At 38.0% G+C, this 24,503-nt stretch carries 18 protein-coding genes and 1 pseudogene; 15 read left to right on the forward strand and 4 right to left on the reverse strand.

Translation table 11 applies throughout. From position 1 onward, the window contains the following. Positions 1 to 11: 11 nt before the first annotated feature. On the reverse strand, positions 12 to 2,615 hold the full coding sequence (ppdK, locus tag NE257_RS01935; RefSeq protein WP_251885687.1) for a pyruvate, phosphate dikinase: 2,604 nt from the start codon (positions 2,613 to 2,615) through the stop codon (positions 12 to 14). Between the two features lie 162 nt (positions 2,616 to 2,777). On the opposite strand from ppdK, the gene NE257_RS01940 reads away from it, so the two are divergent. Beyond that, positions 2,778 to 3,407, forward strand: coding sequence for a helix-turn-helix transcriptional regulator (locus tag NE257_RS01940; RefSeq protein ID WP_040366881.1), 630 nt, complete (start codon positions 2,778 to 2,780; stop codon positions 3,405 to 3,407). 11 nt (positions 3,408 to 3,418) lie between these two features. After that, entirely contained in the window at positions 3,419 to 4,243 is an 825-nt protein-coding gene (locus NE257_RS01945; RefSeq protein WP_251855523.1) for a pyruvate, water dikinase regulatory protein, read from the forward strand. 203 nt (positions 4,244 to 4,446) lie between these two features. Here the strand turns inward: NE257_RS01945 and NE257_RS01950 are convergent, their stop codons facing one another. Together NE257_RS01950 and NE257_RS01955 are read right to left on the reverse strand one after the other, a co-directional pair. Beyond that, entirely contained in the window at positions 4,447 to 6,978 is a 2,532-nt protein-coding gene (locus NE257_RS01950; RefSeq protein ID WP_251855031.1) for a M1 family metallopeptidase, read from the reverse strand. Between the two features lie 276 nt (positions 6,979 to 7,254). Continuing rightward, positions 7,255 to 8,130: a hypothetical protein gene (locus NE257_RS01955; RefSeq protein ID WP_007208794.1), complete on the reverse strand. Its 876-nt coding sequence runs from the start codon at positions 8,128 to 8,130 to the stop codon at positions 7,255 to 7,257. 239 nt (positions 8,131 to 8,369) lie between these two features. Here NE257_RS01955 and NE257_RS01960 point away from each other — a divergent pair, with 239 nt between their 5' ends. The 3 genes from NE257_RS01960 to NE257_RS01970 all read left to right on the forward strand — a co-directional run bounded on the left by NE257_RS01960 (position 8,370) and on the right by NE257_RS01970 (position 12,145). Beyond that, positions 8,370 to 9,977, forward strand: coding sequence for a type I restriction-modification system subunit M (locus NE257_RS01960; protein ID WP_251885688.1), 1,608 nt, complete (start codon positions 8,370 to 8,372; stop codon positions 9,975 to 9,977). After that, positions 9,974 to 11,149: a restriction endonuclease subunit S gene (locus NE257_RS01965; RefSeq protein WP_251885689.1), complete on the forward strand. Its 1,176-nt coding sequence runs from the start codon at positions 9,974 to 9,976 to the stop codon at positions 11,147 to 11,149. The genes NE257_RS01960 and NE257_RS01965 overlap by 4 nt, the downstream gene beginning before the upstream one ends. Before the next feature lie 81 nt (positions 11,150 to 11,230). Continuing rightward, positions 11,231 to 12,145 (forward strand): site-specific integrase, encoded by a 915-nt coding sequence (locus NE257_RS01970; protein ID WP_251885690.1) that lies wholly within the window; start codon positions 11,231 to 11,233, stop codon positions 12,143 to 12,145. A 27-nt stretch (positions 12,146 to 12,172) separates the two neighbouring features. Here NE257_RS01970 and NE257_RS01975 read toward each other — a convergent pair whose 3' ends face one another. Continuing rightward, complete coding sequence (locus tag NE257_RS01975) at positions 12,173 to 12,709, reverse strand: restriction endonuclease subunit S (RefSeq protein ID WP_338127560.1); 537 nt, start codon at positions 12,707 to 12,709, stop codon at positions 12,173 to 12,175. Between the two features lie 157 nt (positions 12,710 to 12,866). Between NE257_RS01975 and NE257_RS01980 the strand changes: the two genes are divergently transcribed. The 10 genes and pseudogenes from NE257_RS01980 to NE257_RS02025 all read left to right on the forward strand — a co-directional run bounded on the left by NE257_RS01980 (position 12,867) and on the right by NE257_RS02025 (position 24,454). Further along, positions 12,867 to 15,926 (forward strand): type I restriction endonuclease subunit R, encoded by a 3,060-nt coding sequence (locus NE257_RS01980; protein ID WP_251885692.1) that lies wholly within the window; start codon positions 12,867 to 12,869, stop codon positions 15,924 to 15,926. Positions 15,927 to 15,997: 71 nt separating this feature from the next. Further along, entirely contained in the window at positions 15,998 to 16,375 is a 378-nt protein-coding gene (locus tag NE257_RS01985) for a phospholipase D-like domain-containing protein (protein ID WP_251885693.1), read from the forward strand. Positions 16,376 to 16,533: 158 nt separating this feature from the next. Beyond that, positions 16,534 to 16,772: pseudogene (locus NE257_RS11725) on the forward strand (hypothetical protein). 104 nt (positions 16,773 to 16,876) lie between these two features. Next, positions 16,877 to 18,166 carry a DUF2130 domain-containing protein gene (locus NE257_RS01995; RefSeq protein WP_251885695.1) on the forward strand — a complete coding sequence of 430 codons (1,290 nt, stop codon included), beginning with the start codon at positions 16,877 to 16,879 and terminating at the stop codon, positions 18,164 to 18,166. Between the two features lie 32 nt (positions 18,167 to 18,198). Beyond that, entirely contained in the window at positions 18,199 to 19,269 is a 1,071-nt protein-coding gene (locus NE257_RS02000) for a YncE family protein (RefSeq protein ID WP_251885696.1), read from the forward strand. A 213-nt stretch (positions 19,270 to 19,482) separates the two neighbouring features. Then, positions 19,483 to 20,781, forward strand: coding sequence for an ABC transporter substrate-binding protein (locus NE257_RS02005; RefSeq protein ID WP_251885697.1), 1,299 nt, complete (start codon positions 19,483 to 19,485; stop codon positions 20,779 to 20,781). A 68-nt stretch (positions 20,782 to 20,849) separates the two neighbouring features. Further along, the gene (locus NE257_RS02010) at positions 20,850 to 21,731 is read left to right on the forward strand and encodes a carbohydrate ABC transporter permease (protein WP_251885698.1); all 882 of its coding nucleotides are present in this window, start codon (positions 20,850 to 20,852) and stop codon (positions 21,729 to 21,731) included. Continuing rightward, positions 21,721 to 22,539 (forward strand): carbohydrate ABC transporter permease, encoded by an 819-nt coding sequence (locus NE257_RS02015; protein ID WP_251885699.1) that lies wholly within the window; start codon positions 21,721 to 21,723, stop codon positions 22,537 to 22,539. Before NE257_RS02010 ends, NE257_RS02015 begins: the two co-directional genes overlap by 11 nt. A gap of 9 nt (positions 22,540 to 22,548) precedes the next feature. Further along, positions 22,549 to 23,673, forward strand: coding sequence for an ABC transporter ATP-binding protein (locus NE257_RS02020; RefSeq protein WP_251885700.1), 1,125 nt, complete (start codon positions 22,549 to 22,551; stop codon positions 23,671 to 23,673). Beyond that, a complete protein-coding gene (locus NE257_RS02025; protein WP_251885701.1) occupies positions 23,651 to 24,454 on the forward strand; it encodes a metallophosphoesterase family protein in 804 nt (267 codons plus the stop codon). The genes NE257_RS02020 and NE257_RS02025 overlap by 23 nt, the downstream gene beginning before the upstream one ends. The last annotated feature ends 49 nt before the right edge of the window (positions 24,455 to 24,503 follow it).

Consider the following 24,503-nt stretch of genomic DNA (forward strand, 5'->3'; position numbering starts at 1 on the left):
AAGTCTAACGTTTAATTTATAGCTGCTTGAGCAACGGCTAAGCGCGCAGCTGGGATGCGGAAAGGGGAACAGGAAACATAATCAACACCTGTTTCAGCAAAAAAGCGAATGGAGTCTGGATCGCCACCGACTTCACCACAAACACCAATACACATTTCTGGCTTCGTTTGACGGGCTTTTTCTACGGCAACTCGAATGAGAGATCCTACACCATTTTGATCTAGATGCTGGAATGGGTCACTTTGCATAATGCCTTTTTCCGTGTAAGTATTAATAAATTTACCTATATCATCACGCGAAAAGCCATACGTCATTTGCGTTAAATCATTGGTACCAAAACTGAAAAAGTCAGCTTCTTTCGCTAATTCATCTGCAATAAAACATGCACGAGGCAATTCAATCATCGTGCCAAGCTCATACGGTAAGGGCTCGACACCTTCTTGTGCAAATACTTGTTCGATGGTCGAAGTCAAAAATTGTTTAATGTACACTAGCTCTTCTTTTTCCGCAATTAAAGGAATCATGATCTCTGGCAGTATCGCTTGTCCTTCTTTTTGGAGACGAATGACACTCTTGAAAATGGCGCGTACTTGCATCTGGTAAATGGTCGGCATCGTAATTCCTAGTCGACAGCCGCGATGACCGAGCATCGGATTTGCTTCTTGCAAGCGACGGATTTGCTCTTCTACAAGTAAAGGCGATTTTCCTAGCTTTAATGCCAGTTGACGTATGTCATTTGGCTCATGAGGGAGAAACTCATGCATGGGCGGATCGAGTAGGCGAATGACCATGGGCTTATCTTGAACAATCTGATACATTTGATAAAAATCTTCTTCTTGGAAGGTGAGCAATCGTTCTAGGGCATCTTGTGCTTCTTTGTCACTGTCTGCTAGTATTAAGCGTCGCATTTCGAGCACTCGCTCAGCTCCAAAGAACATATGCTCCGTGCGAGCTAGACCGATTCCTGTTGCGCCAAAATCCATCGCCGTTGTTAAATCTAATACTGTTTCGGCATTTGCCCGCACGTTTAGTTGAGCGACTTCATCTGCCCAGGTCAATAATTGCTTCAACTCCTCATTGTTTTCGGCGATGACAGTGGGAATTTCTCCTAAGAAAATCTTGCCAGAAGTGCCATCAACGGAAAAAATATCTCCTTCAGTAAAAAGTAACTCCCCACATTTGACTTGTTTGTTTTGTTCGTCAACTGTCAATGCCTCACATCCAGTAATGCAGCATGTTCCCATACCTCGTGCTACGACCGCAGCATGAGAAGTCATCCCACCACGACTAGTCACAATCGCTTCACTGACAATCATCCCCTCGATATCTTCCGGCGAGGTTTCTTGGCGCACGAGAATGACTTTTTGTCCCATATTAGAAAAATCTTTCGCTGCTTCTGCCGTAAAAACAATTACCCCTGTCGCAGCACCTGGACTAGCTGGTAACCCCGCGGCTACTAATTCGGCATCTTTTAGAGCATTGCTATCAAAAACTGGATGAATTAACTGGTCAATCATTTCAGGTGAGACGCGATTTAGTGCGGTCTCTTTGGAAATAATACCTTCTTTTACTAAATCCAAAGCAATTGTTAACGCAGCTTTCGCGGTACGCTTTCCGTCACGTGTCTGCAAAATATATAGATGCTCATTTTCAATAGTAAACTCAATGTCTTGCATATCTTTGTAATGATCCTCCAAGACTGTTGCGTAATGAACAAAATCTGCATAAGCGGTTGGCATTTGATCTTTCAATTCGGCGATAGGTGCTGGCGTGCGAATACCGGCAACGACATCTTCACCTTGTGCATTGAGTAAAAATTCACCGAATAAGTGACCCTCACCGGTAGCAGGATTGCGGGTAAAGACTACTCCGGTACCACTTTGATCACCACTATTCCCAAAGACCATACTTTGTACATTGACCGCGGTTCCTAGATTATGCGGGATATGATTTAATTCGCGGTAGACGTTGGCACGTTGATTGTTCCATGAGCGAAAAACAGCCTTCGTCGCTTCGAATAATTGTTCGTAAGGATCTTGAGGGAAGACCAGGTTGCGAGAGAAAAACTTTTCCTTATATGATTGAATGACTTCTTCTTGTTCACGCAGGGTGAATGAATCAGTTTTTTTAGCCAATGCTTGTTCGGCATTGGACAATAAGTCATAGAATTCTTCTTTAGGAATACCAAAGACAACATCGCCATACATTTGCAATAAACGGCGGTAACAGTCATAAGCAAAAGCCAAAGACGTCGTTTGTGCGAAGGCCTTCACTCGTTGATCATTTAAACCTAAATTTAGAATCGTGTCCATCATTCCAGGCATGGAAAATTTTGCGCCACTCCGAACAGAAACAAGGAGTGGATCGATTGTATTGGTAAATGATTTGTGGGTTTTATTTTCTAATTTGTGAACCGCATTCATAATTGAGCTTTTTAATTGAGTATCGAAAAATGATTCGTCTGCTAGGTAAGTCATGCAGCACTCTGTCGTGATCGTAAATCCAGGTGGAACGGGTAATCCTAAGTGCGTCATTTCTGCTAAGTTTGCACCCTTGCCACCAAGTAAACCTTTATCTGTCCGTCGTCCTTCTTCAAAATCATAAATGAATTGCATGCTTTCTGCCTCCTGACTAAATATGTGACACATTCATTATATTTGTATCTTAATATGTGTCATATATATTGTCAATAGGTGTATGTATGATATTTTTTAGTTGAATCATTTATTATTCGTTGTATAATGAGAATAATAAAAAAGTAAATAATGGAGGTTGGCATGAAATTAACCGATCGACAAGAGAAAATTATTGAAATAGTAAAAGCCTATCAACCGGTCAGCGGAGAAAAAATATCAGAATTGATGGAAGTATCCCGAGCAACCTTACGTTCAGACTTAACTTTTTTGACCCTTATCGGATTGTTGCAGGCAACACCAAAAGTTGGCTACACGTATTTGGGTAGTGCAGTAGAGACGTTTTTCTTTTTTGATAGTTTTCGAACCAAAATAGACGAATTGATGGTGCCGCCATTACTGGTGACGAAAGATACGACGATTCGTGATGCTATCACCACGCTATTTATGTATGATGTCGGGTCATTGTATGTAATTGATGAGAGTCAAGAGTTGGCCGGAGTATTGTCGCGCAAGGATTTATTGAGAGCATCCTTGAATACCAACATTGACCAAACACCTGTCGCCATCTGCATGACTCGGGTGCCGCATATTAAGGTAGCGACCAAGGATATGGATATTTTAGAAGCAGCTAGTATTTTACAAGATTTTGAGGTGGATTCCTTACCGGTCGTATCCGAAGACAACCACGCCAAAGTCATCGGCAAAATAACCAAAACAAAAATCCTCAATTACCTCATTCAACGTGCAAGAGAAGCAGAATTAAAACGATAGGAGCGAGTATAATGAATAAAGAAATTGCCATTTATACTATTTCAGATTCGATAGGAGAGACATCTCAAAAACTCATTGGTGCCGTCATGGTTCAATACCCAGATGTAGCATTCCGTAACGCGTATCGATTTCCATTTGTCACGGATGAGCAAGAATTAGTTGGCATTCTTAAAGATGCCAAGAAAGAAGATGCGATCGTTATTAGTACATTAGTCAATCGACGTTTGGCACAAGTAGCGAAAGAGTATAGTCTAAGTGAAAGCTTAGCCTATTATGATTTAATGCAACCGTTTTTTTCTATGATTGAGGAGAAATTACATGTGCAACCAATTGAAAAGCCTGGCATCGTACATAAGCTAGATACCGAGTATTTTCAGCGGATTTCTGCTATTGAGTTTGCCGTAAAGTATGATGACGGTAAGAATCCCCAAGGCTTTCTTACAGCCGATGCGGTCATCCTTGGAGTCTCTCGTACATCCAAGACACCACTAAGTATGTACTTAGCAAATCGGGGACATAAGATTGCCAATCTCCCGCTGATACCCGAAGTCCCGGTGCCGCAAGTGCTAGATCAAGTCGATTCAGATCGGATAATTGGGCTAATTTGTCAACCGGAAAAATTAGTAAAAATTCGCAGCAATCGCTTAGAATCACTTGGCTTGGGTCACACGACAAGTTATACCGATGTCGAAAAGGTAAGAAGAGAGCTAGCGTATGCACAATCCATCTTTAAAAAGTATCAGGCGCAGGTGATTGACGTAACCGATAAGTCCATCGAAGAGACGGCCTACCTAGTCGAAGAGCATTTAAAAAGATCGGTCGCAAAGCTGAGCTAAGTAAAAATATAAGCTAGAAAGTGAGTGAAAGAGAAATATTCAGTTGCAAGCAAAAAGCCAAAAAATCCTGAAGTTTAAAAAACAGCTTCTGGATTTTTTGGCTTTTGATCGTACTCTCAATAAGCGATGTTTTAAAGCAGCTTTCTCGGCAACAAGTCAAACAATCTTTGAACTTGTTGCTAAGAGCTTTTGGAACACTTTTTTTAAATTTCTCTAGCTATAGATTTATTTACAGCTTCTTTTTCGGCTGTAATCAAGGACACGCGACTGGTGATGACATTGATACCCATTGTGATCTCGCGGGTTAATCCTGGTGTGTTTAATTTTGGTTCAAAGAATGCTTTGTACTCCGCTAGTCGTTCAGATGTGCGGAAGACGCGGGCAATCATTTGGATGTAACTCGTAAATGACATGTCCCCACCAACAGTATCAAGCAACCATTGCCAGTTCGTGCGAATCCAATCCCACGCTAGCTGTTCACCTAATGGGTTAGCTAGCACGCCGTAGAACCAACCGCGCAAATCTTGTGGTTTGATGGTATCGGCTTCTTTGAATTTTGCGACAATCGCTTCCAAGATGACAGGTTCTTTGGATTGAGTCATGGCTACTTGCAAGTTTTGCTTAAAGTTAGCGTCGGAAGAACGACGGTAAGCTTGTAAGAATGATTCAAACAATGCTTCACTGCCATATTCGCGGACTTCGTTCAGTAAGATTGCTGCACGAACTGCTGCCGGTAAATCAATAATCGCATCTTTATGAGCAGTGAATAGGTCGTGCGCTTCAGTGATTGCGTCTTTGTTGCCACCATAAAGAGCTGCTTGGATCACAAGTGGACGACTTAATTGGTCATCATGGGTATCGGCATCTTTTGGTACACAACCTAAGCGTGTATAGTTTTTATGGCTTAGTTTATGATAGTACTGTTTTAAGTTGGCTTCTTCCTCAGTATTTGGCTCAACGAATAAATCAAATTCATCTGCGATATTATAGAGTGCTTGGTTGACAATCGCATGCGTGCTGTCCGCAAATTGAAACAATAACGGTACAAGTGTTGCGTACGATACATAACGGCCACTAGCCAATAACTGCAAATCTTGTAAAAGTTGCAATTGAGTTAGGGCATCGTAGTCACTGACTTGAGACAAAATATCTGCTAATAAGGTGTCATCGTATTGGACGATAAAATGAGAATTATTGCCGACATTTAAGCGGAAAGGTTCGCCAGCTTTGGCACGCAATTCAGTATAGTTTCCTAATGATAGTGTGCGCTCAGTCATCAATTCAGGGACGTCTTTTGCATTGCTTGCTAAAGGAATTTGCCAGATGCGTTGTTGATCTGAGCCTTCACCGATGAAAAATTGATTTTGGGTAAGGATGAGTTCTTCATTTTGCACTGAGGCTTTGACGACAGGGTAGCCCGGTTGTTCAAGCCAAGAATGCATCACTGCACCGACATCGATACCAGACGCATCACCAAGGGCAGTCCATAAGTCAGCACCCGTCGCATTGCCGTATTGATGCTTGGCAAAATATGCCTTTAATCCTTGACGTAATGCATCATCACCAATTAAAGCACGCACCATCACTAACATCCGCGCCCCTTTTGCATAGACGATGGCCGCATCAAATAAGGAATCGACCTCGGCAGGATCTTCGACAGCGACGTGGACGGACTGTACGCCATCGGTTGCATCCCTGTGAAGAGCTGCGGGTACATCTTTGGTCTGGAAGCTTTCCCATACGTGTAAGTCAGGCTCGATGGCATCCACACAGACATACTCCATCATATTGGCAAAACTTTCATTTAACCATAAATCATCCCACCACTTCATTGTTACCAAGTCACCAAACCATTGGTGTGCTACTTCATGCGCAATGACGGTCGCTACAGCACGCTTCGTTGTCAGGCTCGTATTATCTGGATCAAGTAATAAATACGCTTCACGATATGTGATTAGACCCCAGTTTTCCATCGCACCGGCTGAAAAGTCAGGCAAGCCCAATTGCCAAGAATGTGGCAGTGGATATGGAGTTTGGAAGAAGTCTTCGTAGAATTCGATGGCACGAGTCGCAATATCTAAGCCAAAGTCTAACTCTTTCGCAGCATGCGCATACGTACCAAAGACGCCAACTTTCACGCCACTTTTCGTTGTCGCAGTCTTGCCTTGCAGTTCACCAAAGCCAAATGCTACTAAATACGTCGACATCTTAACGGTCGTATCAAAATAATGCACCCCATCGACACACTTGGTCTCAGGCATATTGGCAAGAATTGTTTCACCTTCGTGCTCGTCGTAACGAATCGATACAGCAAATGTCGCTTTCGCTTCAGGCTCGTCCACACATGGAAAGGCTTGACGGGCAGAATTGGTCTCAAACTGCGTACCAATCAATTGCTTTTTGACGCCATCTACTTCGTAATAAGACGGGTAGATGCCCATCATGGTATCTGTCAGCTTGGTCTTGTAAGCAATCGTGATTGTCACTTCGCCAGCTTCTGGTAAGCTGATACGGATGGCTTCTTTTTCATCGTCCACTGTATAGGTAGCCGCAAGATTGTTGACTTCCACAGACGCTATCGTCAAATCTTTTTGGTGAATGGCGATATCTGCTTGCTTGGCAGTCCCAGTAATCGTCGTTTTGCCGGTTATTTCTTTCTTGGCACGGTCAATATCAAAGAATAATTGGTAATGATCCGGCACGAAAAATTCATAAAAATGTTCAAATGCAGTCATGTATATCCTCCTTTATAGATGTTTCACTCTTATTATAGCGAATATTTCAAAAATAAGATAAAAAATGGATGAGAGTTTTGCGAAAAAAATCATTTGGGACACCTGATGAGAAAAGGGAGTGTGACAAACGTCCGTCACACTCCCATAACTTGAATAGATTAGTAAAAGCAGCTCTTTCGACAATCAATCAAAACTCTTAAAAAATTTGAGGAGCAATTTTTACGATTTCTGATTGATTGCTCGGAGCTAATCGCTTTTGTCACACCTTTTTGGATACTATTCTTTTTCTTCTTCAAGGGGTAGTACTTTGAATTCACCTTCGATTACTTCATTCGCTGGTTTTTGGCGTCGTTTGAATCGATCGAGAAAGTGTTGCTTTTTCATCAGTGTCGTCGGGCTATCTTCAAACGTCCCGTCGAGGTGCATGACAAAGGCATCTGCCAAGCGATTACCCATAGGAATGAACGTCACATACGTCAAGCCGCCAGAAATGACACCACCAATGATAGGCACTGACTTAGTCACAGTCTTTTGGACGGATTCCTGGGTGATATTTTGGCCAATTTTGGCGCCGACTTTCTTCACTAATGGAAACCAAGTCGTCTGACTGAGAGTCTTTGTCGCGATGCGTTGGCCTAAATGCTCACCGGCTTGCTTAGATACTTTCGAGACCAAGAAGGCCGCACCACCAGCACCAAACATCACACCAAGATAGGCAATAATACGTAACTTTGCTTCTTCTGAAAGCTCATCCGTCTTACTCGTAAACAAATCTTCCTCACCAAATAAATACGCAATCTGCTGCGCCATATTAATTGCAAAGGCAAAATATTGCGCCACGTCTGCACTACCAGCCGCTAACATAATCAATGGGTTAGAAGGCATCCCTGCCGCAAAACTTGCTATAGATGTTTTTTTTGTACTACTTTTGATAATTTCTGTCGCTTTTTGACGTAAATCCGTCGAAGAATAGACTGATTGCGGTCCATATTTTAGAATTTTGTCTAAATCAGGTGAGCCTGCAAACTGCTCTTTCAAAAATTTTTTGCGGTTTACGCGGATGATAGGCAACTTTGCTACCGCACCGATTGTTTTTAAGGTCCGCTCGTATAATTTATCTTGTTTGGATTGATTGGTCGCAACTTTTGGCATAAGAACCCTCCTAGTAGTTTGTCAATATATATTTATTATACAAGATCGCATGAAAAATAGCGGCTAGAAGCAATTGGCAGAGTGACGAAAGGTGCGAGAGAAGCAGAATGCTTGACGAAAGTCAGTCCCTTGTCCTAGTAAATTAAAAAATACGTGAAATACGCAAAATAATTCTAGGAATATGATATCTAAAATAGGATAATAAAGATATAAACATACGTTGTAGAGGAGCGATAGCTGTGGTAAGCAATCAAAATTCAAAAAATCTATATCAAGCTTTATGGAGTTCGGCAGATATCTTACGATCAAAAATGGATGCCAACGAGTACAAAAATTATTTATTAGGAATCGTCTTTTATAAATATCTATCCGATAGAATGCTGGTCTTTGCGGTCGATATATTAGAGGAGAGCGCAAGTGACCTGGAAGAAGCACAAGTGATTTTCACAAAGGCTATGGACGACGGAGAAGTCAAAGACGATTTGATTTATGCGTTAAAGGATGAGTTTTCTTATTTAATTGAACCATCACTAACATTTACAGCGTTAGTTCACGATGTCTACCGAGGAAAATTCCAGCTAGAGGATTTGGCGCAAGGTTTTCGAAATATCGAACAAAGCAATGAGCTATTCGAGAACTTATTTGAAGATGTGGATTTGTATTCGAAAAAACTAGGAGCCACTCCACAAAAACAAAATCAAACCATCGCAAATGTGATGAAAGAATTAGCCGACTTAGATTTGGCACATCAAGGGGATATACTAGGCGATGCCTATGAGTATTTAATTAGTCAATTCGCATCAGAGTCGGGCAAAAAAGCAGGTGAATTCTATACACCACAGCCTATCTCTGAGTTAATGACTCGTATTGCTATTGATGGAAAGGAAGACCAAAAAGGCTTCTCCGTCTACGATCCGACAATGGGATCTGGCTCGCTATTACTGAATGTCAGACGCTTTTCAAATGAAAAAGGATTTATTAATTATTTCGGTCAAGAATTGAATACATCGACATTTAATTTGGCGAGAATGAATATGATTTTACATGGTGTCGATAGTGCCAATCAGCATTTACGCAATGGGGACACGCTAGATGGAGATTGGCCGATTGAAGAGCCGACCAACTTCGATGCCGTACTCATGAACCCCCCATATTCAGCCAAGTGGTCAGGTGAAAAAGGCTTTTTAGATGATCCGCGCTTTTCAATGTATGGTGTATTAGCCCCAAAATCTAAAGCAGACTTTGCCTTTTTACTACATGGCTACTACCATTTAAAAGAATCTGGTGTGATGGCGATTGTTTTGCCACACGGGGTCTTATTTAGAGGAAATGCAGAAGGTAAAATTCGAGAAATTTTGTTAAGAAATGGGGCGATTGATACCGTCATTGGCTTACCGGCGAATATCTTTTTTAGTACATCTATTCCTACGACCGTCATTATCTTAAAGAAAAACCGACCAAACCAAGATGTCTTATTTATTGACGCGTCAAATGATTTTACCAAGGGGAAAAATCAAAACGTATTAGAACCAAATCATATTGAAGCTATTATTGATACGTACAAAAAAAGAGTATCTATCGAAAAATATTCCCACCTAGCAACATTTGATGAAATCAAAGAAAATGATTTTAATTTAAATATTCCACGTTACGTTGATACCTTTGAAGAGGAGGAACCGATTCACTTAGGAGAATTGGCACAAGAAATAGCCGCTACTAACGACTCATTAGCTCAAGCAGAAAAAGAATTAGCCACTCTCTTTGATGAACTCGTTTCAACTAGTCCAGAAATTGAAAAAGAACTCGCGCAATTTCGACAATTGTTACATGGAGGTGGGCTTGAATGAATCCAAGCAAAACGCCAAGTGTGAGATTTAAAGGATACGAGGATGAGTGGGAAGAGCGTAAGTTAGGTGAATTAGCTAGTTTTTCAAAAGGCAATGGATATACAAAAAATGATTTAGTCGAATTTGGAGATCCAATAATTTTATATGGTCGCTTATATACAAAATATGAAACAGTTATTGAGAAAGTAGATACATTTGTAAATAAGAAAGATAACTCAATAATTAGTGAAGGATCTGAAGTCATAGTACCTGCATCAGGAGAATCTTCAGAAGATATTTCTAGAGCTTCAGTTGTTGGTAAATCAGGTCTAATTTTAGGTGGAGATTTAAATATAATTAAACCAGTAAATTATATTGATTCTATTTTTTTAGCTTTAACTATTTCTAATGGATCTCAACAACAAGAAATGTCGAAGAGAGCTCAAGGAAAATCTGTAGTTCATCTGCATAACTCTGATCTAAAACAAGTAAATCTTTTATATCCAAAATTAGAAGAACAACAAAAAATCGGTTCATTCTTCAAAAAATTGGATAATACTATCTCTCTTCATCAGCGTAAGTTAAATCTACTAAATGAACAGAAAAAAGGCTTTTTACAAAAAATGTTTCCCAAAAATGGTGAAATAATTCCGGAAATACGATTTGCTGGTTTCAATGATGATTGGGAAGAGCGTAAGTTAAAGGATGTCGTTGAAAAGCAGATAAAAGGTAAGGCTCAATTTGAAAAATTAGCACGGGGAGATGTTGAATATCTTGATACATCAAGGTTGAATGGTGGCCAAGCAATATTAACTAACGGTCTTAAAGATGTAACATTAGATGATATTTTAATTCTTTGGGATGGATCAAAAGCAGGAACTGTTTATCATGGATTTGAAGGGGCCTTAGGCTCTACACTCAAGGCTTACAGGACCTCTGCTAACTCAAAATTTGTTTACCAATATTTGAAACGTCACCAGGATAATATCTATAACAATTATCGGACGCCTAATATACCGCACGTCCAAAAAGACTTTCTGAATGTATTTACGATTAGCGTACCAGGGAGTGATGAGCAAGCTAAGATCGGTTCATTTTTCAAAAAACTAGATGATACTATCGCTCTTCATCAGCGTAAAATTGATGAATTAAAATCAATGAAAAAAAGTATGTTGCAAAAAATGTTCGTATAAAAGAAAAATAGATTGAATTATTTCATACTATCCTCTACATAATGAATGGACTTCGGTCAAAAATTATGTGGAGGTTTTTCTATGGAAAATCAGGTGAAATTTTATGAGTATTATGCGGAGTGGATTGAGTTATACAAGGTAGGAGCGGTGAGAGATGTTACGTTGGCTAAGTATAAAATGAGTTTGAAATGGGTTCGGGAATTGGTCCCCGATTTATTTTTACAAGATTTAGATCGAAAGTCATATCAAAGCTTGTTAAATCAATACGCAATGACACATGAAAAACAGACAACGTTAGACTTTCACCATCAATTAAAAGGGGCACTAAGAGATGCGCTGGATGAACGAATCATTATTTCAGATCCGACAAGAAAAGTAGTTATTAAAGGCAAGACACCACGTCCAAAAAAGGATAAGTACTTGAATCAATTCGATTTGCAAAAATTATTAGACTCACTGGAATTAACCGAGCAAGTTAGCTTTGATTGGTTGATTCTTTTGATAGCAAAAACAGGCTTACGCTTTTCAGAAGCGTTAGCACTTACACCAGAGGATTTTAATTTCTTTAACCAAACGATTTCAGTGACGAAAACATGGAATTATAAAACAAATGAGGGAGGATTCATGGGTACAAAAAATGCTTCTTCAAAAAGACATGTATCAATCGATTGGAAGACGGGGATGCAGTTTGCGCAGTTAATTAAAGATCTACCTGACAATGAACCAATCTTTGTTAAGGAAAGAGTATTTAATTCAACGGTCAATAATTTGTTGAGGAGGTATTGTAAAAAGACTGGTATACCAATCATTACTGTACACGGATTGCGACATACACATGCTTCGTTACTTTTATTTGCTGGTGTGTCAATTGCTAGTGTTGCACGTAGACTGGGCCACGCAAATATGACCACAACTCAACAAATCTATCTTCACATTATTCAGGAACTTGAAAATCAAGACAATGATAAAATTATGCGCTACCTATCTGGTCTCTAACAGGTAGGTTTTTGTTATTTTAATAGGTTAAAATAGTTCTCGCTGATGAAGAGTGATAGTATTGTCTAACTGTTTAAAAAATGAGCCGATTTTTTGTTGTTCTTGAACTAATTTTGGAATCATAAAGTCAAACGAATCAATTTCTTTTGACGAGACATTTGGTTGAGCACCTGAAACTAGAACAGACTCAAGTTGCATCATGAATAATTCTGAACGGACGATTGTGGAAATAAAGTCATAGTCGATACAGTCTACGGATTGAAAATAACCAACTCGCTGATTTTGATAAACCTTGTCATGAGAAGTTTGAGATAGTATAGATACCTTACCTGTTGTTGCGCCTGACATGGCTAAGACTGCTGATTTATCTGGAAGAATATATTTGTCATCCTTATCCTGTTCATCATAATATGCAAAAGCTCCACCTACCTCACCGCTGGAAAGAATATTTGAAATTCTAACAATTGGTACACCAGTGTTTCTGAATTCAGAGCTTTTGAACGCAAAACCGCCACGTAAGGGAGCTACGTCCCCCAACTTACGCTCTTCCCAATAAATTTTAATGAATCAATCATCATTTGTTTCACAATGATACGTAAATGAACGGATAGTTATGCTATAATTTTTGATGAGAAACCGATTTATCATGTATATTTATGAAAAGATTTCAATAATAAGAACTATTTTTTTGAAAAATAAAATAACAAAAGTGGGTGAAATAATGGCACAAATGACAGCCGAGCAAATAATGGAAGATACACTGATTCAGCAACTAATTTCTGGACCTTCGCAATGGGTTTATCGAAATGATTTACATACAGAAGAAGAGCTGTGGGAAAATTTTAAATTAAAACTTGAACGCAACAATCAAGATGTTCTTGGAGAAGTCCCATTATCGGAACAAGAGTTTCGTCAAATTAAAAATCAACTATCATTTGGTAGTTTTTATGAAGCTTCAAATTGGCTAGTTGGTGAAAATGGTATTGCTAAGGTGCAAGTTCAAAGACAGGATGCAACGCTAGGTACTATTCGGTTGCGGGTTATTAACCGACAAGATGTGGCGGGAGGAATTTCTTCTTATGAGGTCATCAATCAGTTCGTGTCTTCAAAACGAGTCATGGAGGATGCCAATCGCCGCTTTGACGTTACTTTGTTAATTAATGGTTTGCCAATGATTCATATAGAATTAAAAAATCGATCACATTCGTATATGGATGCGTTTCGACAAATCAAAAAATACGTTCGAGAAGGGAAATTTACTGGTATCTACTCAACTGTACAGATGTTTGTTGTATCAAATGGTTCAGATTCACGTTACATTGCTGCTGCACAGGATACGAAATTAAATGAGCAATTCTTAACCAAATGGGTCGATCAAGAAAATCAACCTGTGACGGATTACTTGGAATTTGCGAGGGAAGTACTGTCCATTCCAATGGCGCATAAAATGGTTACACAGTACACCGTATTGGACAACGAAAAACGTGCATTAATTTTATTACGTCCATATCAAATTCATGCAATTGAGCAGGTGAAAGAAGCATCCAAACGGCAAAAATCTGGTTTTGTTTGGCATACAACAGGTTCGGGGAAAACATTAACTTCCTATAAAGTGGCGCGAAATCTTTTGCAAATTCCTTCATTGCAAAAAACGATTTTTATCGTGGATCGTGTCGATTTGGATCAACAAACAACGAATTCATTTACTTCTTATGCAGAAAATGATGTAATCGAAATTGATGAAACGGATAACGTGAACGATTTAATCAAAAAGTTATTGTCCGATGATCGTACAGTTGTTGTGACCACTATTCAAAAATTAAATTTCGTCATGAAGCGTTTTGTTCAGCAAGAAAAGTCCAAACAATATGAAAAGCTGGTGAACTTAAAAGTAGCGTTTGTTGTCGATGAATGCCACCGTGCAGTTAGTCCAGCGAAAAAAAGAGAAATTGAAGAATTCTTCATCTATTCCTTGTGGTATGGCTTTACAGGAACACCTATTTTTAAAGAAAATGCCAAAACAGTTGTTGGTGATTTACCACGAACTACTGCACAACAATATGGGGATTGCCTTCATGAATACACAGTGAAAGAAGCCATCCATGATAGGGCTGTTTTGGGATTTCAGGTGGAGTATAAGTCCACCTTTGCGCAAGATGATTTGGATTGTATTGTTGCCCAATTAGAATCTAAAAATGAACTTGCTATTGCAGATTGGTCGATTCCTGATAAAGAGGCGCGTTTGCCTAAAAATATTTATTTAAAAGAAGAACACATGCTAGAGGTTGTTCGTTCAATTGTAAATAAATCTAGGAATAAATTGGGCTTTATGAAAGGTGTTGGGCAAACGTATGATGCCATTTTAACGACTAGTTCGATTGCACAAGCCCAAAAGTATTTTGCCTTGTTTCAATCTGTTAAAAATGGTGAAAGTAGCATTGTCATAGATAAAGAAGTAAAGCGTGTGTTGCCGGACTTTCCTAAAGTGGCTATTACATATTCGATTTCTGAAAATGAGGAAGCTTCAATAGCGAATCAAGATGAAATGAAAAAGGCGATAGCACTTTATAATCAAGAGTTTGGAACAAATTTTACAATTGAGACAATGCGTGCATACAATCGCAATGTAAATGATCGACTAGCTCGTAAAAAAGAAAAATATTTGGTGCGTTCCGAACAATTGGATTTAGTTATTGTTGTAGACCGCTTATTGACAGGGTTTGATGCACCATGTTTATCAACGTTATTTATTGATCGACAACCAATGAAACCACACGACTTAATTCAGGCTTTTTCGCGGACCAATCGTTTATTTGACAAGTATAAAAAGTATGGTCAAATTGTTACTTTTCAAGCGCCTAAAACATTTGAGGAAAAGGTGAAAGAGGCACTTATTCTTTATTCCAATGGGGGACAAAATGAAGTGTTGGCGCCAAGTTGGCAGGAATCTGCCACTTCTTTTTCGGAGACAATTATGGAATTAAAAGAGCTTGTTTCAAACCCCAAAGAATTGAATCTGGAAGGAATGAATCAAGGAGAATTAAAGAAATTCATTAAAGCATTTCAACAATTTGACAAAGCTTACGCAGCAGTTCAAGTATATTCTGAATTTGATATGGACATGATGGGAAATGAATTTCCTTTTAACCCTAAAGAATATGAGGCGTATCGTGGAAAATATGAAAATGCAATTGAAATAATCAGAATAGATATCGACCCAGATCCTGATGAGGTTGAGGTAGATATTGCTTATGAACTAGAGTCGGTAAATACAGAAGAAATTAACTACGAATATATCTTGATGTTAATTCAGGCTTTTGTACCTTCTGGCGATGATGAGTATGAATTGTTACAAAAAGAAGATCAGAAAGCAACGGCTGAAATCAACAAATACATTGAAACTTTGCGGAAAAATAATCCTAAATTAGCTGAAGTATTGCAAGAAATTTGGGCGAATATTTTAGAGAATCCTGAAGCATATCGCGATCAAAATGTGTCAAATGTTCTAGAAGATGTTATTCAAAAACAGGAGACAACCGTTATCAAGGGGTTTGCGGATTTTTGGCATGTTGATGAAGAGGAAGTTGCTTATGTGGTTTCCAATTTTAATGAGAAAAATGAGAAGCAACCGGGTGAAAATGAATTGAAAAAAACTGGCAATTATCAAGCCTACCGTGAAGCAAATGATAATCCGGTTACGAAATTAAAGTACGGACGTTCAATGATTCAAAATTTGAACGAGGTCGTTAAGGAAGAGATTTTGCCTTTTCGGAAGAGGTAGAAGATAATAGGAAGACTGCTTGATCAAGATGCTCGGTTATCCGATTAAATTTGACTAGGAGAAGATTCGATATGTTGGAGTTGTTAAAAAGAAATCATTATGAAAAGTTGATGGATTTAACTAGTTCCGCCACTCAGTCAATAGAGTGTGTTTCACCTTATGTAAAGACGGATGCCATTAAATCACTACTTTCATACAAAAAAGCAGCTACTAAACTTTCTTTAGTGACCAATCCATCTTTAAGAAATATTCTGTCTCAGTCTTTGGACACTGAGGCATTATCTACTTGGTTAGGAGAAAATGGCCGACTTTTTGGGTATGCGACGTTACATGCAAAAATTTATCTTTTTGATAGAAAGTATGGCATTGTTACTTCAGCTAATTTGACAAATGGTGGACTTCACAGCAACTTGGAATGTGGTGTGCTGTTTAATGTGATCAACAGTTGATTGCCAAACTTGTAAATGACATTGAGGCCATTTACCATGACCCATTAACCAATGAAATAAAACAAGAGTGGTTATCAGAGCTAATGAAATTTCAACAAACACTAAAGCCAACGTATTTGACAACAGTAGTGTCTGAAGATTCGCCTACAAATTTATTAATGAAAGAAGAGGCCATAAGAACCCAATTAAGTGGGTGGAAACAAGAAATTTTTGAATTGATAGAAATTCAAGATGATGACTTTACTTTGGCAGATGTGTATCAATATAAGTCGCAAATGCAAATTTTACATCCAAAAAATCAACATATCGAGGAAAAATGCGTCAAGTATTACAAAATTTGAGAGATTTGGGTATTATAGAATTTGTTGGAAAAGGTATTTATCGGAAAAGTTATTAATATTGAAGAAGACAGGATTTTTTATTTTCTTTCTGGTACTTTAAAACTAGACGTATGATTGAAAAAATGATCCACCCACACCAAAACACAAGGAGGAATTGTGCATGCATCAACTGAAATGTCCCAATTGTGGCAAAGAATTTACCATCGATGAAGCAAGTTATGCGGAAATTTTAAATCAAGTACGGACAAAAGAATTTACCGAAGAGATTCATGAAAAACTCGAACAAATTTCTCAACAACATCGAAGTGAATTGGCATTGGCTGAAGAAAAGGCAGCCAGCGCATTGGACAAAAAGCTTTCACAAAAAGAACAAGAAATTCTAGAATTAAAACACACAATCACGGCCTTTGCAAGTGAAAAAGAGTTGCTGAAGAGTGAGGTTGAAAAGTCCAAGGTGGAAGAGCTCTCGCTAAAAGAGCGAGAAATTGCTACGCTGCATTCAAAAATCAAAGAACTGGAAAATGCGAGCAATGTGCAATTACTAGAAGCCAATGCGCACAAAGAACAGGAAATTGCAGCTTTGCAAACCAAACTCCAATTACAAGAAAAAGAAACAGAACTAGAAAAGACTGCGATTCACCAAAAATATGAAATGGAATTAAAACAAAAAGAAGAGACTATTGCTTTTTACAAGGATTTTAAAGCAAAACAATCGACCAAAATGGTGGGAGAAAGTCTGGAACAACACTGCGAAATAGAGTTTAATCGGCTACGTACGACAGCTTTTCCACGTGCGCAGTTTGGAAAAGATAATGATGCACGCACGGGGAGCAAGGGCGATTATATTTATCGCGAATTTGATGAACGAGGCACAGAGATTATTTCCATCATGTTTGAGATGAAAAATGAAGGCGATGAAACAGCTACGAAGAAAAAGAATGAACACTTTTTCAAAGAGTTGGATAAAGATCGTAACGAAAAGCAGTGTGAATATGCCATTCTTGTCACGATGCTGGAAGCAGACAATGAATTGTACAACACTGGGATTGTGGATGTTTCGTATGAGTATGAAAAAATGTATGTCATCCGCCCCCAATTCTTTATTCCAATTATTACCTTGCTACGAAATGCAGCGATGAATTCATTACAATACAAGCAAGAAGTTGCATTAATGCGTGAGCAAAATATTGATATCACCAATTTTGAAGAAGAACTTACGGCGTTTAAGACTGGTTTTGCAAAAAATTACGAGCTTGCTAGTCGCAAATTTCAAACGGCTATCGATGAAATCGACAAGACCATTACGCATTTACAAAAAACGAAAGACGCACTGTTGTCATCGGAAAATAATCTTCGCTTAGCCAATAATAAAGCAGACGATTTGACAGTCAAAAAACTTGTGAAAAATAATCCCACAATGAAAGAAAAATTTGATTCATTGGAGAAATAGTGTGGGTAGGTTGTAAGGCAGAAGGAGTGTATATGAAACGAAAATGGATGATTGGTTGTCTGGGTTTGATTTTCGTTCTTATTGTAACGGGTTGTACGACCAAGACACCTACGGAAACCCAACAAAAGACCAATACCACACCTACCTTGTATTCATTAAAGGAGCAAAAAGAAGTATTGAAAAGATTGCCAGAGTTCTATTCACTCGCTTTTTCTACAACAACCAAAGAAAAAGGTAGTTACATTGTTCCAGGATTGGTTGAAGCGGAGACGCTAGCGATGAACCAACAAGGGAAACTGGCTGTCAGTACTTCGATGGACCCACAAGGAGTGACCATGACTGAAGATTACCTTCTCATCAGCTGTTATAGCTATGATCCACAATATCATTCAGTCATTTTTGTCTTAGATAAACATACACATCGCTATATCAAAACTGTTGTCCTTGATGGCAATCCACATGTTGGCGGCATTGTTTATGATAGTGTAAATCAAAATATTTGGATAGCCAATGATGTGCACGGCGGGAAACACGCTCGAGTATCGGCGATTGCTCTATCTACTTTGGAGCGGTATCAATTGCATGAGGAGAAGAAGCCAATTGCCTATACACAAACCATTGAATTGCCAGAATTATCAAGGGCTTCGTTTATTGGATACAAGGAGGATGCCCTGTTTGTTGGAGATTTTTCACAGCGACATGAGGGAAGGTTATACAAGTATGAGATTGACCAAAAAGGGAAAATCAATGCAACTTCTATTCAGAAAATTCGCTTATTGGATGATACACCGGAACCAATCCCCATCCCTCAGAAAATACAAGGGGTGACCTTTTACAAAGATACCATTTTGTTTTCCCAATCCTTTGGCAAACAGCATTCAAAAATTCTCATTTATAAGGACACCAAAGACGATTATTTTTTAAAAAAGGATGTTATAAAAGAAATTGAGGCGCCTCCATATATGGAGCAAATCTACGCTTCTGGTTCGTCCTTGTATGTTTTATTTGAATCTGCTACGCAACGTTTTCGCAATGAGTTTGATGTTGAAAAAGTAGACCGTGTTTTGCGATTGGATTTGTCCATGATAGATGAGGGTAGGTAATCCTACTATTCGATGCATTTCAGTAGCTTTGTAGAGAAAATAGCCATATAGGCTATTTTTTTTACGTAAATTTTACAAAATGTATAGAAAAAAATCGAGAATAATCAAACTTTACAAAAGATTTTCCCAATCAATATAGATAACTAACATTGGTAGCCTAAACTAAATAGCGGGAAACGAAGGATCCCAATATAATTGTTACGGAGGATAAAAATGAAGAAAAAAGTTTGGCTTTCTTTTTTTGCAACATTGGGTGTACTGGGAACTGCAGGTTGTGGAAATACAAATAATTCCTCAGAAGCGAAGGCTGCGGATGATTCAAAGCCAGTAACCATTGAATACTGGCATGTTAATGCTGATACTCAGGGAGGAAAAACGGTTACTCAATTGGTTGATGACTATAACAAGTCCCAAAGTAAAGTAAAAGTTGTAGCGAAATTTAATCCTGACATGTACAAGGGATTAATGCAAAATTTACAGGCTGCTGTAGCATCAAATACGGTTCCAGATGTCGTACAAGTTGGTTGGGCATTTAAGGATTATTTTGCAGAAAATTTTCAATACACTGATCCCACCGAGTTGGTTAAGGAAGTTGAACCTAAGCAATCGGACTATTTTGATAAGTATTTTTTAAGCAATATAATGGATTTGGCAAAATTAGATGGCAAGTATATTGGAATCCCTTATTCATTGAGTAATCCTGTACTTTATCTGAATGAAGATGTATTAAAAGAAGCTGGTCTTAATGAAAAGGGGCCTCAGACATGGGAAGAACTAGAAACTTATGCAAAAACCATTAAAGACAAAACAGGAAAATATGGTTTTTACATGCAAGAACCTGCAGATAGTTGGGCACAACAAGCCCTGCTTGAAAGTAATGGAGCAACTGTCATTACTAAAGGAAAAGCAACATTTGCTTCCTCTGAGGGTATTCAAGCATACCAACTTTATCAAGATATGATAGTGAAAGATCAATCCGCCTTGCATATTAGTTGGGACCAAGGAGTGCAAAGCTTTATCGACGGAAAAGTAGGGATGCTCTATACAACCATTGCTCAACGCAATAATGTACAATCAAATGCAAAATTCGAAGTGAATGCTGTAAAATCACCTTCTTGGAAGGGAAAAGAAGCGAAATTGCCTGCAGGTGGAGCAATGTTAGCAGTAACATCGAAAGATAAGGATAAGAAGACTGCAACTTGGGATTTTTTAAAGTATCTTTACAGTGTTGAATCAATGGCTGAATGGACAAAAGGGACTGGTTATGTTCCGCCCCGTAAAGATGTAGCGACATCTGAAAAAGGTTTGAAAAAATTTCTAGAAGAAAATACAATGATGCAGCCTGCTATTGAACAAATGGATGGCATGGTTAGTTGGAGTTCTTTCCCCGGTGATGCAGGTTTAGAAGCAGAACAAAAACTGTTAGATATGCGTGATAAAATCTTGTCAGGCAGTGATGTCACTAAGACAATGAAAGATACGCAAAGTGAAATCAATGACTTGTTGAAATAATGGGAGAATAGCACGCAAAAATTGCGGTTTTTGCGTGCATTATTTATTTGTTATAAGGGAGTTTTTGGATGAGAAAAGATGCATCTTGGCGCGGATATTTTTACTTGTTGCCTGCAGCATTAGTATTGATTATTTTTGTTATTTATCCGCTGATTTACACAATCTACTTAAGCTTTTTCAAATGGAATATGGTTTCACCAAACAAACAGTTTGTGGGCTTGGCGAATTATCAGAAAATTTTAAGTGAGCCAGTATTCCAGAAGGTTTTACTTAACACGTTGCTTTATACTATTTTATTTGTTCTTTTTAGTTGTCTTTTTCCCTATATCGTATCTTTTTTAATGGATATTGTGATTCAAAAAGGAAAAGAGTTTTATAAGCCTATTTTCTTTGTACCAGCTGTGATTTCTTTAGTGGTTGCTTCAATGGTTTTTACTTGGATTCTGAATCCTGTGTCTGGTCCGGTTGCGATTGTTTTAAAGTTAGTCGGAATTACTATGCCGATGTGGACTAATTTAAATGGTTGGGTCATTAGTATCATTGCACTAATTACAACTTGGAAAGTTTTCGGTTACAATTTTATAGTCATTTACGCAGCAATCGCTGGAATTGACCGTGAAATGATTGAAGCAGCTAAGCTGGATCGGATTCCGATTTGGCGGATATTTTTACAGTTGATTTTACCATTAAGTAGTTCGACAGGTATTTATTTGTTCATTATGACTATTGTTCAAGGGCTTCAATATGTCTTTACACCGATCAAAATCATTACAAAAGGTGGACCTAATAATGGTAGTTCGAATCTTATTTATTACACCTATCAAAAGGCTTTTGAAATGTATAAAGTAGGAGAGGCTTCAGCGATTTCTGTGATTACTTTACTGATTTTCCTAGTTATTTTAGTATGTACTTTTAAATTCATTGAAAAGGGAGTTTATTATGAAAATTAAAAAAACTCTATGGGTACATTTTCTCTTTATCCTAATTTTGTTAGGTATTTTTTATCCTTTGCTATTTATTTTAGCAAATTCGTTCAAACCGTTGAAAGAAGCGTATCATACAATTTTGAGTTTGATTCCCACGCCTTTTACGTTTCATAATTTTAGTTATCTCTTTGAAAATTTGCCACTGTTACAAATTACTTGGAACACTTTTTTCATTGCTACGGTGATTACTGTTGTGAAATTGGTTCTATCATTTTTTGCAGCATATGCTTTTACCTATTATCAAATCAAATTTAAACGGATCTGGTTTTTATTAATTATTGCAACAATGTTCATCCCATTCACAGTATCAATGATTCCAAACTATTTGTTGATGAGCAAGTTGCAGTTGATTGATACTTCTTGGGGTGTTATTTTACCCCAGTTTGCAGATGCAATGGGAATTTTTTTATTGACTCAAACAATGAGGGGAATTCCCAAATCTTTACTCGAAGTAGCTGAATTGGATGGAGTTTCGCAGCGCGATATTATGCAATCAATTATTTTTCCACTAACACGTCATGCAATTACGTCAACTGGAATATGGTTTTTTATTACTTCGTGGAATGAATTTGTTTGGCCTGTTTTAATTTTAAAATCAATTGACCACTATACTTTACCGTTAGCAATGCAAACGTACATTAGCTCAGAGGGTGGTACAAATTTTACAGTGGCGATGGCTATCAGTTTGATTACAATGATGGTGCCGCTGATACTTTATATTATTTTTCAAAAATACATTATTGGAACCTTTGTTTCTGCAGGGATAAAATAGGAGAGATTTATGGGAAAAGTTATTCAATTATCAAATATAGTTAAAAAATATGATGATTTAATTATTTTAGCAGGGATAGATCTAACGATTAAAGCAGGTGAACGAATTGTTTTGCTAGGTCCCTCTGGTTCTGGTAAGTCCACTTTACTGCGAATGATAGCTGGACTTGAAAAAATCACAGATGGTGAATTATTTTTAGATGGGAAACTTGCAAATCAAGTATCTTGTGGTGAACGAGATATGGCAATGGTTTTTCAAAACTATGCTTTATATCCCCACATGTCAGTAAATGAAAATATTACATTTGCTTTACGTTCAAATCGCTTGGATAAAAGGGAAATTGAAACAAGGCTTAACGAGGCATTAGATATGTTAGATTTGAAACCTTACCAAACACGTCTACCAAAAGAATTATCAGGAGGGCAGCGTCAACGTGTTGCACTTGCAAGAGCAATAGTTAAACGTTCAGAGTATTTCCTTTTGGATGAGCCATTATCTAATTTGGATGTCCGATTGCGTTTAGATGCCCGGATGGAACTAGTAAAAATACATGAAATGTATCAACAAACATTTGTATATGTCACACATGACCAAATTGAAGCGATGACAATGGCTCATCGTATCGTTTTATTGAATGAAGGAATGATTCAGATGGTCGACACACCCCGTAATGTATATTTACGACCAACGAATGTTTTTTCAGCTACATTTATTGGTGCCCCAGGGATGAATATTTTAGAAGCACAGCTTCGATCGAACGAATTGATAGTGGGTAATCAATTTTTTACTCTAAAAGAAGAATGGCGGAAGTTCTTGCTTGAAAAAGGAGAATTCCATCTACTTTTCGGCATTCGACCGGAACACTTTACACTTGTAAATCATGGAGGAGACCTGCAAGGTAAAGTTATTTATCGAGAGTTACTCGGTCAGAATTATGCTCTGACTATTGATCTAGGAGAGTCAACAATCATTGCATTAAGTGAAGAGAGTCATTGGGAAATTGGCGATACTGCCCATCTTTTGGTAGACCAGAAGAATTGTCATTTCTTTTCAAAGAGCAACCAGATGAATATTGGTTATCCATTCACATTAGAAGAAGGAGAGAGTATGAATGAAATTTTTGCATCTATCTGATACACATATCCGAATGAATTACACTACCAATTCCTTAACGAACGAGTTGTTTAATGAATATAATAATCCTACGATTCATTTGGCCAATCTTTTGAAACAAATAAAAGAGGAGGAGTATGAATTTGCTATCATAACTGGAGACTTAGTCCACGAGGGATCAATAGAGGATTATGAGTTGTTTAAACAATTTTGGCAAGAAATTGTTCCGGAGATTCCATATTATTTTTGTCGAGGAAACCATGACCGACAACACTCATTCTTTGAGGGAATGGATGTATATAGGTCTGAAGAAGGTGATTATCTGTCTTACCAAATGAAAGATGGTTTACGAATTATTAGTTTGGATTCTGCTCAAGAAGAACATCACGAAGGAAAAATTTCTATTGCTCAAATGAATATACTGACTGAATGGTTAAAGAAATCTGCTCCAAAAGGAACCATTTTATTACAACATCATCCACTTGCTTGGGAAGAACCAGGCATAGCAACAGAAGTCCCAATTGGTTTTGAAGATGTGATACGTCAAAGTGATGTGATAGGAATTTTTGTTGGGCATATTCATCAAGGCACGACTATGCCATATGCTGGCAAAATGCAATATATGGCTGAAGCAATGTCATTTGGAGTAGATGAATACCCAGATAGATCCATTTTCACAAATCGCAATGGGTATAATTCTTGTTCGTTGACAGATCAAGGGCTCTTTGTTTATCATCACTATATTTGTCCAGAACAAACGGTGATTGGGAAATTAGCTAAGCCCTTTGAAGGAAATTTTTAATTCGTAGAAAAGTGTTCTTCTTTTCTTTTTCAATTCTTTTGTGCTAGAC

It is taken from the genome of Enterococcus italicus, from assembly GCF_023743875.1.
GTDB lineage: Bacteria > Bacillota > Bacilli > Lactobacillales > Enterococcaceae > Enterococcus_G > Enterococcus_G italicus.